The sequence below is a fragment of the Streptomyces sp. T12 genome, from assembly GCF_028736035.1.
Taxonomy (GTDB): domain Bacteria; phylum Actinomycetota; class Actinomycetes; order Streptomycetales; family Streptomycetaceae; genus Streptomyces.
On record NZ_CP117866.1, the window covers coordinates 3,325,164 to 3,337,924 of the forward strand.

General features: G+C 69.9%; 12 protein-coding genes. 8 read left to right on the forward strand and 4 right to left on the reverse strand.

The genetic code is table 11. The features are described 5' to 3' along the window. Positions 1-101: 101 nt before the first annotated feature. A complete protein-coding gene (gene leuA / locus PBV52_RS14810) occupies positions 102-1,841 on the reverse strand; it encodes a 2-isopropylmalate synthase (protein WP_274238823.1) in 1,740 nt (579 codons plus the stop codon). Between the two features lie 339 nt (positions 1,842-2,180). Here leuA and PBV52_RS14815 point away from each other — a divergent pair, with 339 nt between their 5' ends. From PBV52_RS14815 to PBV52_RS14830, 4 genes are read left to right on the forward strand one after another with little or no spacing between them, the layout of a single operon-like run. Then, on the forward strand, positions 2,181-3,251 hold the full coding sequence (locus tag PBV52_RS14815; RefSeq protein ID WP_274238824.1) for a M4 family metallopeptidase: 1,071 nt from the start codon (positions 2,181-2,183) through the stop codon (positions 3,249-3,251). 21 nt (positions 3,252-3,272) lie between these two features. Next, the gene (locus PBV52_RS14820) at positions 3,273-3,539 is read left to right on the forward strand and encodes a protealysin inhibitor emfourin (protein ID WP_274238825.1); all 267 of its coding nucleotides are present in this window, start codon (positions 3,273-3,275) and stop codon (positions 3,537-3,539) included. 46 nt (positions 3,540-3,585) lie between these two features. Then, positions 3,586-4,914, forward strand: a complete 1,329-nt coding sequence (locus PBV52_RS14825) for a GH1 family beta-glucosidase (protein ID WP_373921867.1) — start codon at positions 3,586-3,588, stop codon at positions 4,912-4,914. Then, positions 4,911-6,149, forward strand: coding sequence for an MFS transporter (locus tag PBV52_RS14830; protein ID WP_274238827.1), 1,239 nt, complete (start codon positions 4,911-4,913; stop codon positions 6,147-6,149). Before PBV52_RS14825 ends, PBV52_RS14830 begins: the two co-directional genes overlap by 4 nt. A 1-nt stretch (position 6,150) precedes the next feature. On the opposite strand, the gene PBV52_RS14835 is transcribed toward PBV52_RS14830, so the two are convergent. Continuing rightward, positions 6,151-7,005, reverse strand: coding sequence for an NAD(P)-dependent oxidoreductase (locus tag PBV52_RS14835; RefSeq protein ID WP_274238828.1), 855 nt, complete (start codon positions 7,003-7,005; stop codon positions 6,151-6,153). 123 nt (positions 7,006-7,128) lie between these two features. On the opposite strand from PBV52_RS14835, the gene PBV52_RS14840 reads away from it, so the two are divergent. Then, positions 7,129-7,995 (forward strand): helix-turn-helix transcriptional regulator, encoded by an 867-nt coding sequence (locus PBV52_RS14840; RefSeq protein ID WP_274238829.1) that lies wholly within the window; start codon positions 7,129-7,131, stop codon positions 7,993-7,995. 222 nt (positions 7,996-8,217) lie between these two features. Continuing rightward, positions 8,218-8,694 (forward strand): hypothetical protein, encoded by a 477-nt coding sequence (locus PBV52_RS14845; protein WP_274238830.1) that lies wholly within the window; start codon positions 8,218-8,220, stop codon positions 8,692-8,694. A 50-nt stretch (positions 8,695-8,744) separates the two neighbouring features. Here the strand turns inward: PBV52_RS14845 and PBV52_RS14850 are convergent, their stop codons facing one another. After that, positions 8,745-9,083, reverse strand: a complete 339-nt coding sequence (locus PBV52_RS14850) for a P-II family nitrogen regulator (RefSeq protein WP_274238831.1) — start codon at positions 9,081-9,083, stop codon at positions 8,745-8,747. Further along, positions 9,080-10,411, reverse strand: coding sequence for an ammonium transporter (locus tag PBV52_RS14855; RefSeq protein ID WP_274238832.1), 1,332 nt, complete (start codon positions 10,409-10,411; stop codon positions 9,080-9,082). The genes PBV52_RS14850 and PBV52_RS14855 overlap by 4 nt, the downstream gene beginning before the upstream one ends. Positions 10,412-10,564: 153 nt before the next feature. Here PBV52_RS14855 and era point away from each other — a divergent pair, with 153 nt between their 5' ends. Continuing rightward, positions 10,565-11,527, forward strand: a complete 963-nt coding sequence (gene era, locus PBV52_RS14860) for a GTPase Era (protein ID WP_274238833.1) — start codon at positions 10,565-10,567, stop codon at positions 11,525-11,527. 163 nt (positions 11,528-11,690) lie between these two features. Further along, a complete protein-coding gene (locus tag PBV52_RS14865; protein ID WP_274238834.1) occupies positions 11,691-12,758 on the forward strand; it encodes a PhoH family protein in 1,068 nt (355 codons plus the stop codon). The last annotated feature ends 3 nt before the right edge of the window (positions 12,759-12,761 follow it).

The window sequence follows — 12,761 nt, forward strand, 5'->3', positions numbered from 1 at the left end:
CTCAAAACGCCAGGTACGACAACGCCTTTCAAGGGGCGCGGGGAACTGCGCGACAAGCCACGACGGCGCCGCAGCCGATCAGCAACCCGCCGCGGCACCTCCTACTGCCGCACCCCCGCGGAGCGCCCCGCCCGGTTGACGGCGGAGACGACCGCCTTCAGGGACGCACGCGTCGTGTTCGCGTCGATCCCGATCCCCCACAGAACCTTGCCGTCGATCGCACACTCGATGTACGACGCGGCCTGCGCGGACGCACCCTCGCTCATCGTGTGCTCCTGGTAGTCCAGCAGGCGTACGTCGATGCCGATGGACTGCAGGGCGTCGAAGAAGGCCGAGATCGGACCGTTGCCGGAGCCGGTCAGGACCGTGTCCTGACCATCGACCGTGGCCTCCACCTTCAGCGTGTCCACGCCGTCGGTGTCGGTGGTCGACTGGTTGTTCTTGACCTGGATGCGGCCCCAGGGGTTCTCCGGGTTCGGCAGGTACTCGTCCTGGAAGACCGCCCAGATGTCGCTGCCGGTGACCTCGCCGCCCTCGGCGTCCGTCTTGGCCTGGATGAGCTTGGAGAACTCGATCTGCATCCGGCGCGGCAGGTCCAGCTTGTGGTCGTTCTTCAGGACGTACGCGATACCGCCCTTGCCGGACTGCGAGTTGACGCGGATGACCGCCTCGTAGGAACGGCCGACGTCCTTGGGGTCGATGGGCAGGTACGGCACGGCCCACTCGATGTCGTCCACCGTCACGCCCTTGGCGGCCGCGTCGGCCTCCATGGCGTCGAAGCCCTTCTTGATGGCGTCCTGGTGGGAGCCGGAGAAGGACGTGTAGACCAGGTCGCCCACGTACGGGTGGCGCGGGTGGACCTCCATCTGGTTGCAGTACTCCCACGTACGACGGATCTCATCGATGTCGGAGAAGTCGATCTGCGGGTCGACGCCCTGGGAGAACAGGTTCATGCCCAGGGTGACCAGGTCGACGTTGCCGGTGCGCTCGCCCTGCCCGAACAGACAGCCCTCGACGCGGTCGGCGCCGGCCATCAGCGCCAGCTCGGCGGCGGCGACGGCCGTACCGCGGTCGTTGTGCGGGTGGACGGAGATGACGACGTGCTCGCGGCGGGAGATGTTGCGGCTCATCCACTCGAAGCGGTCCGCGTGCGTCGACGGGGTCGAACGCTCCACCGTGGCGGGCAGGTTGAGGATGATCTCGCGGCCCGGACCCGGCTGGTAGACGTCCATGACCGCCTCGCAGACCTCCAGCGCGAAGTCCAGCTCGGTGTCGGTGAAGATCTCGGGGCTGTACTGGTAGCCGAACTCCGTCTCCGGGCCCAGCAGCTTCTCGGCGTACTCCATGACCAGGCGCGTGCCGTCGACGGCGATCTGCTTGATGTCGTCCTTGGAGCCGCGGAAGACCACCCGGCGGAAGACCGGCGCGGTGGCGTTGTACAGGTGGACGGTGGCGCGCTTGGCGCCCTTCAGGGACTCCACCGTGCGCTCGATCAGGTCCTCGCGGGCCTGGGTCAGTACGGAGATGGTGACGTCGTCCGGGATCGCGCCCGGCTCTTCGATGATCGAGCGTACGAAGTCGAAGTCCGTCTGCCCCGACGCCGGGAAGCCGACCTCGATCTCCTTGTAGCCCATCTTGACCAGCTGGTCGAACATCCGGCGCTTGCGCTCGGGCGACATCGGGTCGATCAGGGCCTGGTTGCCGTCGCGCAGGTCGGTGGAGAGCCAGCGGGGGGCGACGGTGATCCGCTTGTTCGGCCACGTGCGGTCGGCGATGTCGACCTGCTCGTACTGGCCGTACTTGTGAATCGGCATGCGGCTGGGCTGCTGGCGGTTCGCCATGATTGCGTGGGCTCCTCGTGAAGTCCGGAAAGTCCCGGTGTCCGGAAGGACGGCCGACGACGCAACGCCAAAACTCCGCGGGGAGGGAGTCGGCCTATGACTACAGGCCCTCGCCGCGGCAGCTAAGGAGGAGCAGCCCGAAACGCATGATGCGCAGCATGCTAGCCGAGCCGCTCCCCGTGCGGGGCGCTGTATCAGTATGCGGGACCCGAGGAACGAACAGGACAAAAAGTGCGCCATACCACTTCGTCACGGAGCGTGCGGCTCCCTGTCCGCATATTTCACCAATCATGGTTGCGGGTAGTGACACGCACATGACTCAGTGCAAGGGTTCCGGGCATGACGACCCACGGGGGCTTCGAGCCCGTCTTCTGCACCGTCGTCCCGCCACATGTCCTCGACAAACTGGCCCGGAACGACGACCCCGCACTCTCCGGTCCCGCCCAGCGGACCCTGATGCGCGACAGCGAGCTGCGCGGCAGGCGCCGCGTCACGACCGAGTTCGCCCTCGCGGCCGCCCCGACGGCGAAGGCACCGTCGGACCAGCCGCTGCGCACCATCTACGACGCCGAGCACCGGACGAATCTGCCCGGCACCAAGGTCCGCGGCGAGGGCGCCGACCCCGGCCAGGACGCCACGGTCAACCGCGCCTACGCCGGCCTCGGCGCCACCTTCGAGCTGTTCCTCAAGGCCTACGCCCGCCACTCCATCGACGGCGACGGCCTGCCCCTGGACGCCACCGTCCACTACGACGAGAACTACAACAACGCCTTCTGGAACGGCGAGCAGATGGTGTTCGGCGACGGTGACGGCGAGATCTTCCTCGACTTCACCATCCCGATCGACGTGATCGGCCACGAGCTCACCCACGGCGTCACCCAGTACACGGCCAACCTCACCTACTACGGCCAGCCGGGCGCGCTGAACGAGTCGATGTCGGATGTCTTCGGCGCCCTCATCAAGCAGTACACGCTCGGCCAGACCGCCGCCGAGGCCGACTGGCTGATCGGCGCGGGCCTGCTCGCGCCCAGCGTCACCGGCAAGGCGCTGCGCTCCATGAAGGAGCCGGGCAGCGCGTACGACGACGACGTCCTCGGCAAGGACCCGCAGCCCGCGACCATGGACGACTACGTCCGCACCGGCCGCGACAACGGCGGCGTCCACATCAACTCCGGCATCCCCAACCACGCCTTCTACCTGGCCGCCACCGCACTCGGCGGCCACGCCTGGGAGAAGGCGGGACAGATCTGGTACGACGTCCTGACCGGCGGCGAGCTGAGCGACCGCGCCCTGTTCACCGACTTCGCGGGGCTGACCGTCAAGGCCGCGCGCGAGCGCTTCGGCGACGGCGGCGAGGAGCTCCAGGCCGTGGAGAAGGCATGGGAGCAGGTCGGGGTGCGGATCCTCTGAGTCCGTACTAGACAGGAACCCATGCGTATTCAGGTACGGCGCACGGGCGGATTCGCGGGCATCGAGCGGCTTGCCGAGGTGGACACCTCGGGGCGGCCCGACGCCCAGGAGTGGCAGGCCCTGGCCGAGCGCGCGGTCGCGTCCGGCCGGGGCACGCCCCCCATCGGGGTTCCGGACGGCTTCAGCTACCAGATCACCGTGGACGGCAGGACGGTGTACTGCTCGGACCCCCGGCTCACCGACGAGCAGCGGAAGCTGATCTCCAGGGTGCTGAAGGAAGGTGCGTAACCAGCGGTTCACGCCTGGGCGTTGACTTCTGTTACCAGCGGTACGGATGATCCGGCCCATGGCGACGAACCCGATACCTCAGTTCCCGGCCGGCTTCCTGTGGGGCGTCTCTACGTCCGCCCACCAGATCGAGGGAGCGGCGGACGAGCGCGAGCGGTCCGTGTGGGACGCCTTCACGGCCGAGCCGGGACGGGTGAAGGACGGCTCCACGGCGGCGGTGGCCTGCGACCACTACCACCGCTACCGCGAGGACGTGGCGCTGCTGGCCGACCTGGGCGTGAGCGCGTACCGCTTCTCGATCTCCTGGCCGAGGGTGCGCCGGGAGGGCGGCCTGGACTTCTACGACCGCCTCGTGGACGAGCTGTGCGCGGCGGGCGTACGCCCGGTCCCTACCCTCTTCCACTGGGACCTCCCGCTGTCCCTTCAGGAGAAGGGCGGCTGGCTGGAGCGGGACACGGCGTCGCGTTTCGCCGAGTACGTGTCCGTCGTCGCCGACCGCCTCGGCGACCGCGTGCAGAAGTGGATCACCCTCAACGAGCCCGCCGAACACACCCTGTTCGGACACGCCCTGGGTGCCCACGCCCCCGGCAAGCAGCTCATGTTCGACGCTCTCCCGGTCGCCCACCACCAGTTGCTCGCCCACGGTCTGGCGGTACGGGCCCTGCGCGCGGCCGGCGCCACGGACATCGGAATCGCCAACTCGCACGGGCCGACGTGGCCGGCGTCCCGGGAGGCGGCGGACGTGGAGGCCGCGGACTTCTACGACGTCCTGCTCAACCGGCTGTTCGCCGAACCGCTGCTGCTGGGTGAATACCCGTCGGGGCTCGGCGAGTTGATGCCGGGGGACGTCTCGGCCGACCTCAAGGTCATCGCCGAACCGATCGACTGGTACGGCGTCAACTACTACGCGCCGACGCGGGTGGGCGCACCGCAGGGCACGGACATCGAGTTCGGCGGCCTGACGATTCCGGCCGAACTCCCCTTCTCCGTAAGGGAGATCGAGGGTGTCCCGGTCACGGACTTCGGCTGGCCGGTGGTGCCGGAGGGCCTGACGGAGCTGCTCACCGGATTCCGTGAGCGGTACGGCGACCGGCTCCCCCCTGTCGTCATCACGGAGAACGGCTGCTCGTACGAGGGGACCGACGACCAGGACCGGATCACCTACCTGGACGCTCATGTGCGGGCCGTGCACAAGGCGATCGAGGCGGGCGTGGACGTACGCGGCTATTTCGTGTGGTCGCTGCTCGACAACTTCGAGTGGGCGGAGGGGTACGCACGCCGGTTCGGGCTGGTGGACGTGGACTTCGAGACCCTCGCCAGGACTCCCAAGGCGTCGTACGCCTGGTACCGGGAACTGCTCCGGGCCCAGAGATGACCACGGCCCTCGCGGAGCCCGTCGAACGGGTCGGCCGGGGCTGGACGGCGGCGCTGTCGCTGGCCAACGTGGCGATCTGGGTGGGCTGGTACGGCCCGCTGCAGATCCTGCTCGCCCAGCAGGCGGAGGACTTCGCGCCCGGCACGGGGATGTCGAAGGAGACGCTGCTGGCGTGGGTGACGGGCATGGGCGCGGTCGTGTCGCTGGTGGCGAACCCGTTCTTCGGCGCGCTCTCGGACCGCACCACGGCCCGCTGGGGCCGCCGTACGCCGTGGATCGTGGCCGGCGCGGCGGGCGGCGCGCTGTCGCTGCTGCTGCTCGCCGGGGCGGGCGGGCTGTGGACCATGGCGGTCGGCTGGTGCCTGGTCCAGCTGACGCTCAACGCCGCCTTCGCGGCGGTGACGGCGGCCGTGCCGGACCGGGTGCCTCGGCTCCAACGGGGCGTGGTGGGCGGCTGGTTGGGCGCGGCGCAGATCCTCGGGGCGGTCGCCGGTACGGGGCTGGCGACGGCGGTGGGCGGGATCGCGGCCGGGTACGCGGCGTGTGCGGTGTTCGCGCTGGCGGGTGTGCTGCCGTACGTCCTGCGGTACGGGGATCTCCGACTCGGGGCCGCGGACCGGCCGGCGTGGTCCTGGCGTTCGTTCACCGGCGGCTTCTGGCTGAGCCCGCGCCGCTACCCCGACTTCGGGTGGGCCTGGCTGACCCGCTTCCTGATCAACCTCAGCAACGCGCTGGTGATCCTCTACCTGCTGTACTACCTGCGGGACCGCCTGCACCACGACGACCCCGAGCAGGGCGTCCTGATCCTCACCGCGGTGAACAGCGTGACGCTGCTGGCCACGGTCGTGGTGGGCGGCGCCTGGTCGGACCGGGTGGGCCGGCGCAAGCCGTTCGTGTACTGGTCCGGGGTGCTGATGGCGGCGGCCACGGCCCTGCTCGCCCTCTGGCAGACCTGGCCGAGCGCGATCGTCGTGGCGGCGCTGCTGGGCCTCGGCCTCGGGGTGTTCATGTCGGTCGACTTCGCGCTGATGACGGACGTGCTGCCGAAGGCCCTCGACCGCGGCAAGGACCTCGGCGTCATCAACGTGGCGAACGCCCTGCCCCAGGTGGCGGCCCCCGCCCTCGCCGCACCGATCGTCACCTACCTGGGCGGATACCGGGTTCTGTACGGGCTGGCGGCGGCGGCCGGGCTGGCGGGGGCGGTGCTGGTGGGGCGGATTCGAGGGGTGGACTGACCTACAGGGCTCCCGCCTCCCGGGCGGCGTACACCGACGGGTACAGCGGCCGGTAACCCAGCTCGCGGCGGATGCGCTCCGTGGAGGTGATGACGAGCCACGGGTCGGGATCGGTCCGGGTGTACAGCTCGGCGGGCACCTCGACGCCGTTGAGCTGGTGCAGCTCGACCGCCGTCACGGGGGCGTCGTCGGCGATGTTGTAGATGCGGCCGGCGATTCCCGGCGCGTGCAGGATCCGCAGCAACCCCTGGGCGACGTCCGCGTGATGGCCCATGTGCAGTCGCTGGGTCGCCGCCCAGTTCTTGGCCCACATCAGGGACTGGGCGAGATGCGGGTCGCCCTCGCCGTAGACGAAGGGGAGCCGGGCGACGCGTACGTCGAGGCCTTCCATGCCGAGCAGCTCCCCCTCGGCCTCGGCCTTGGACTCGCCGTAGGCCCCCCACATCGCGCCGCCGGGCCGGGTCTCGTCGTCCTCGGTCAGCGGGCGACCCCGCCCGACGCCGTACACGATCCCCGTGCTGACCTGCACGAACCGCTGCACGCCCGCGGCCAGCGCGGCACGGCCCAGCTCCACGGCCGCGTCCCGGTTGACCGCCCACGCCTCCTCGTCCGGCACCCCGCGGAAGGACGCCGCGACGTTCACCACCGCGTCGACCCCGGCGACCGCCTTGCCGAGCGTCTCGGTGTCCCGCAGATCTCCCACGACGACCTGGGCGCCGAGCTCGGCGAAGGGTTCGCCGCGCGAGGCGTCCCGCACGAGAACCCGTACCTCCTCCCCCGGCCGCCGCTGGGCCAGCAGCCTCGGGACGAAGCGTCGGCCGACCTGCCCCGTCGGGCCTGTCACCAGTGTCACCATGATCTGTTCCTCTCGGTCTGGTGCCACCAGCCTCGGCCGGGGACGCTCCGGCCGGGAGAGACCTGTTGATCAGGGGATCGGCAGTCCCTGGATAAGCCGGGCGCGCTGCCGCAGGCTTGAGGGGTGAACCGAGCCGAACTCGCCGACTTCCTGCGCCGTGGCCGTGCCCGGCTGACCCCGCCGGACGTGGGCCTGACGCCGGGCGCCCGGCGTCGCACGCCCGGCCTGCGCCGCGAGGAGGTGGCGCAGCTGGCGGGCATGTCGGTGGACTACTACACCCGCCTCGAACAGTCCCGGGGGCCGCGCCCGTCCCGCCAGATGCTGACGGCCCTGGCCCGCGCGCTGCGCCTGACCGACGTCGAGCAGGACCACCTCTTCCACCTGGCCGGCGAGGAACCCCCGCGGCGCGAGACGGCCTCGGCGCATGTCCGCCCCGGGCTGCTGCTGATCCTGGACCGGCTGCACGACACCCCGGCGCAGGTGGTGAACGACTGCGGCGAGGTGCTGGCCCAGAACGCGATGGCCAGGGCGCTGGTCGGCGACGTGATGTCCCGTCCGCGCCGCGAGCGCAACCTGACCCGCCTCTTCTTCCTGGACCCGGCCGCGCGCACGCTCTTCCCTGAGGAGGACCTCGCGGGCCACGCGCGCGCCCACGTGGCCACCCTGCGCGCGGTCGCCGCGGCCCGCCCCGACGACCCGGAACCGGCCGCGCTGGTCGCCGAACTGAGGGCGTCGAGCGAGGAGTTCGCGCGCCTGTGGGACGAGCACGAGGTGTCCCAGCGCAACCGGGCGACGAAGCGCTTCGTGCACCCCCTGGTCGGCCTCCTGGAACTGGACTGCGAGGTCATGGTCAGCCACGAACACCACCACCTCCTGGTCGTCCACACCGCCCGCCCGGGCACGGAGGCCTACGAGCGCCTGCAACTCCTGCGCGTGGTGGGCCTGCAGGACATGTCACCCAGCAAGGGGCTTGAGGGGACCGGTAGTTGACTCGTGGGTAGTTGAGGCCGGAAATCACCCTTGCCGACCCTCGCCCCACGCGCATCAATGGAAACGACGGTTCCGACGGACCGTCAGATTCAACTCTCCATGTCAGCTGTGCACTTCAACTGTGCACGTCAGCTGCCCACGCAGTGTGTCCGCATCCACCTGCCGAGCAATTCCCCCACCCCCACACCAGGAATTCCCCACCTCGAAAGGGAGCGGATCCCCATGAGACGCACACGCATCGGAGCAGGTGCAGCGCTGGTGGCCGGGACCCTCGCGGTCACCGGCCTCGCCTTCGCACCCGCCGCCCTCGCCGTCGCCCCCGGCACCGCCACGATCACCGCCGACTGCGGCAGCTTCGGCGGCGGCGAGGCGACGCTCACGGCGACACAGGACGGCACCGCCGCCACCCTCACCCTCAAGTCCTCCGCGATCACCGCGCCGATCGCGCTCGGGGAGGACTCGATCTCCTCGACGCTCACCCTGGTGAAGGCGAGCGGCGGCACCACCAGCTTCACCGGCACGGAGAACCCGGCGATGGCCGCCGGCGACCCCGTCCAGGTCGGCCCGCTCAGCGGCACCGTGGCCTCCGGCGACAGCCTGGAGGCCTTCGGCGGCTCGCTGCAGATGACCGTCTTCGGCATCACCATCACCTGCACGGCGACCGGGCCGCAGTCGCCGGGCCCGTTCGTGTTCGACTGAGGCGCGTGACGCGCTGACGGGGCGCGGTCCCGGCGCCCGGCACTCCGTGCTTACAGCGCGTCGGGGCCGCGCTCGCCCGTCCGCACGCGTACGACCGTGTCGACCGGCAGCGCCCAGACCTTGCCGTCGCCGATCTTGCCGGTCTGGGCGGCCTTCACGATCGCGTCGATGACGTCGTCGGCCGTCGCGTCGTCGACGACGACCTCGATCCGGACCTTGGGCACCAGGTCGACCTGGTACTCGGCGCCGCGGTACACCTCGGTGTGGCCGCGCTGGCGGCCGTAGCCGCTCGCCTCGGTCACGGTCAGACCGTGCACACCGAGTTCCTGGAGGGCGGTCTTGACCTCGTCGAGCCGGTACGGCTTGACGATGGCGGTGATGAGCTTCATGCCTGCTTCTTGACCTTCTGCGCGGCGGGGACGGGGGACGCGACGGACGCGGTGACCGGGGCGCCGTGCCCCAGGACCCCGTGATCGTAGGCGGTCTCGGCGTGCACCGTAAGGTCCAGGCCGGTGTGCTCCTGCTCCTCGCTCGCCCGGAAGCCCACGACCTTGTCGATGACCTTGCCGATGCCGTATGTGACGGCGAAGGCGTACGCCGCCACGGCCACGATGGCCACCAGCTGCTTGCCGAGCTGCGCGAGTCCGCCGCCGTAGAGGAGCCCCTCGGCCCCGCCGGTCATCGTGGCCGTCGCGAAGACGCCGATCAGCAGGGTGCCGATGATGCCGCCGACGAGGTGGACGCCGACGACGTCCAGGGAGTCGTCGTAGTTGAACTTGAACTTCCAGCCGACGGCGTAGGAGCAGACGGCACCGGCGGCGAGGCCGATGACGAGCGCGCCGAGCAGGGAGACCGAGCCGCAGGAGGGCGTGATGGCGACGAGGCCGGCGACCGCGCCGGAGGCCGCGCCCAGCGTCGTCGGGTGACCGTCGCGCTTCTTCTCGACGAAGAGCCAGCCGAGCAGGCCGGTGCAGCCGGCGGCGAGGGTGTTGAGGAAAGCGGCGGCCGCGAGGCCGTTGGCGCCGAGGGCGGAGCCGGCGTTGAACCCGAACCAGCCGAACCAGAGCAGCCCCGCACCCAGCACGACCATCGGCAGGTTGTGCGGGCGCATGGCGTCCTTCTTGAACCCGAGCCGCGGGCCCAGGAGCAGGCAGAGGGCGAGGCCGGAGGCGCCGGAGGTGATCTCGACGGGGAGACCGCCGGCGAAGTCGAGGGCGCCGAGGCGGTCGAGGATCCAGCCGCCCGGGCCCCAGGTCCAGTGGGCGACGGGAACGTATACGAGCAGCGCCCATACGGGCACGAACACCAGCCACGCCCCGAACTTCGCGCGGTCCGCGATCGAGCCGCTGATCAGGGCCGCCGTGATGATCGCGAAGGTGAGCTGGAAGGTGGCGAAGAGGAGGGTGGGGACGGTCCCCTGGACGCTGTCCGGTCCGAGACCGGCCATCCCGGCGTGTTCGAGGCCGCCGATGAGACCGCCGCCGGCGTCGTCCCCGAAGGCGAGGGAGTAGCCGCAGACCAGCCACACGATGGTGACGAGCGCGATCGACACGAAGCTCATCATCAGCATGTTGAGGACGCTCTTCGTGCGGACCATGCCGCCGTAGAAGAGGGCCAGGCCCGGGGTCATCAGCAGCACGAGTGCGGTGGCGGCGAGCAGCCAGGCGGTGTCGCCGGTGTCTGCCTGCGCGGCGGCGAGGGTCACGGTCGTCTCCATCGAGGTGGGGGCTCGTCAGAGATTCACGGGCATGCGTTTCCGGGCGCGTACGGATGTGTTTCGGTGAGGTTTCATTGCGCCGGGGTTTCCGAAATCTCACCGAGTGGAAGGTGCGGTGCCCGTGGTGCGGCGGGCGCTTGTGGATCAGGGAGAATGGGCCCCATGAGCGTTCGAACCCAGTCATCCGAGCAGTCGCCCGAGGCCACCCACCGCGCCGGCTTCGCCTGCTTCGTGGGCCGCCCCAACGCGGGCAAGTCCACCCTCACGAACGCTCTGGTCGGGCAGAAGGTGGCGATCACCGCCAACCAGCCGCAGACGACGCGGCACACGGTGCGGGGCATCGTGCACCGGCCCGACGCCCAGCTGATCCTGGTGGACACCCCGGGGCTGCACAAGCCGCGCACGCTGCTCGGCCAGCGGCTCAACGACGTCGTACGGACCACGTGGGCCGAGGTCGACGTGATCGGTTTCTGCCTTCCGGCGAACGAGAAGCTGGGCCCGGGCGACCGCTTCATCGCGAAGGAACTGGCGTCCATCAAGAAGACGCCGAAGATCGCGATCGTCACGAAGACCGACCTCGTGGACGGCAAGACGCTCGCCGAGCAGCTCATCGCGATCGACCAGCTCGGCAAGGAGCTCGGGTTCGAGTGGGCGGAGATCGTGCCGGTGTCGGCGGTCGGCGACAAGCAGGTGGACCTGCTGGCCGACCTGCTCGTCCCGCTCCTGCCGGAGGGTCCGGCCCTCTACCCCGAGGGTGATCTCACCGACGAGCCGGAGCAGGTGATGATCGCGGAACTCATCCGCGAGGCCGCGCTGGAGGGCGTCCGCGACGAGTTGCCGCACTCCATCGCCGTCGTCGTCGAGGAGATGCTCCCCCGCGAGGACCGCCCCGCGGACAAGCCGCTCCTCGACATCCACGCCTTCGTCTACATCGAGCGCCCCAGCCAGAAGGGCATCATCATCGGCCCCAAGGGCAAGCGCCTGAAGGAGGTCGGCATCAAGTCCCGCAGGCAGATCGAGGCGCTGCTGGGAACGCCGGTCTTCCTGGACCTGCACGTGAAGGTGGCGAAGGACTGGCAGCGGGATCCGCGGCAGCTGCGCAAGCTGGGCTTCTGAGGGCAGTTCCTCGCCCCCGGCCTGAGGACGAGGCCCGTTCACCTCCCCCGCGAAAAGGCCTACGGCGTTGTCAGTCCCCCGGCGTACCCTGGAATTCGCCAGGCCGCCCCGGTGGCGGACGAGTCGTTTCGAGGAGGACGAGCAAGGCCTACAGAGCCGGCCCATGACTCAGACACCCACAGCTCACACACCCGCGCAGGGGCAGGCGAGAGCACAGTTCACCGTCCCCGCCCAGCACCCCATGGTGACCGTGCTGGGGTCCGGCGACTCCCTGCTGCGCGTGATCGAGAAGGCTTTCCCGGCGGCCGACATCCATGTCCGGGGCAATGAGATCAGCGCGGTCGGCGACGCCGCTGAAGTCGCTCTCATCCAGCGCCTGTTCGACGAGATGATGCTGGTGCTCCGCACCGGACAGCCGATGACGGAGGACGCAGTGGAACGCTCGATCGCCATGCTCAGAGCGAGTGAGAACGGGGAGGGTCCGGAAGAGACCCCGGCCGAGGTGCTCACCCAGAACATCCTCTCCTCCCGCGGCCGCACCATCCGCCCCAAGACCCTCAACCAGAAGCGGTACGTCGACGCGATCGACAAGCACACGATCGTCTTCGGCATCGGCCCCGCGGGCACCGGCAAGACCTACCTCGCCATGGCCAAGGCGGTGCAGGCCCTGCAGTCCAAGCAGGTCAACCGCATCATCCTGACCCGGCCTGCGGTGGAGGCCGGTGAGCGGCTCGGCTTCCTGCCGGGGACGCTGTACGAGAAGATCGACCCGTACCTGCGACCGCTGTACGACGCGCTGCACGACATGCTCGACCCCGACTCCATCCCACGGCTCATGGCCGCCGGGACCATCGAGGTCGCACCGCTCGCGTACATGCGTGGCCGGACGCTCAACGACGCCTTCATCATTCTCGACGAGGCCCAGAACACCAGCCCCGAACAGATGAAGATGTTCCTCACCCGTCTCGGCTTCGACTCGAAGATAGTCATCACCGGTGACGTGACCCAGGTCGACCTCCCGGACGGCACCAAGTCCGGTCTGCGGCAGGTGCAGGACATCCTGGAGGGCCTTGAGGACGTCCACTTCTCCCGGCTCTCCTCCCACGATGTCGTCCGGCACAAGCTCGTCGGCCGTATCGTCGACGCGTACGAGTTGTACGACAGCAAGCACGGCACCCAGAACGGCTCGCACAAGGGCCGGGGCGGCAAGGCCGGGCACAAGGGGAAGTAGAGA

Excerpts from the sequence above, each read along its gene's own strand:
- leuA (WP_274238823.1), bottom strand. The coding sequence starts at position 1,841 with ATGGCGAACCGCCAGCAGCCCAGCCGCATGCCGATTCACAAGTACGGC.
- PBV52_RS14815 (WP_274238824.1), top strand. The coding sequence starts at position 2,181 with ATGACGACCCACGGGGGCTTCGAGCCCGTCTTCTGCACCGTCGTCCCG.
- PBV52_RS14820 (WP_274238825.1), top strand. The coding sequence starts at position 3,273 with ATGCGTATTCAGGTACGGCGCACGGGCGGATTCGCGGGCATCGAGCGG.
- PBV52_RS14825 (WP_373921867.1), top strand. The coding sequence starts at position 3,586 with ATGATCCGGCCCATGGCGACGAACCCGATACCTCAGTTCCCGGCCGGC.
- PBV52_RS14830 (WP_274238827.1), top strand. The coding sequence starts at position 4,911 with ATGACCACGGCCCTCGCGGAGCCCGTCGAACGGGTCGGCCGGGGCTGG.
- PBV52_RS14835 (WP_274238828.1), bottom strand. The coding sequence starts at position 7,005 with ATGGTGACACTGGTGACAGGCCCGACGGGGCAGGTCGGCCGACGCTTC.
- PBV52_RS14845 (WP_274238830.1), top strand. The coding sequence starts at position 8,218 with ATGAGACGCACACGCATCGGAGCAGGTGCAGCGCTGGTGGCCGGGACC.
- PBV52_RS14850 (WP_274238831.1), bottom strand. The coding sequence starts at position 9,083 with ATGAAGCTCATCACCGCCATCGTCAAGCCGTACCGGCTCGACGAGGTC.
- PBV52_RS14855 (WP_274238832.1), bottom strand. The coding sequence starts at position 10,411 with ATGGAGACGACCGTGACCCTCGCCGCCGCGCAGGCAGACACCGGCGAC.
- era (WP_274238833.1), top strand. The coding sequence starts at position 10,565 with ATGGGCCCCATGAGCGTTCGAACCCAGTCATCCGAGCAGTCGCCCGAG.
- PBV52_RS14865 (WP_274238834.1), top strand. The coding sequence starts at position 11,691 with ATGACTCAGACACCCACAGCTCACACACCCGCGCAGGGGCAGGCGAGA.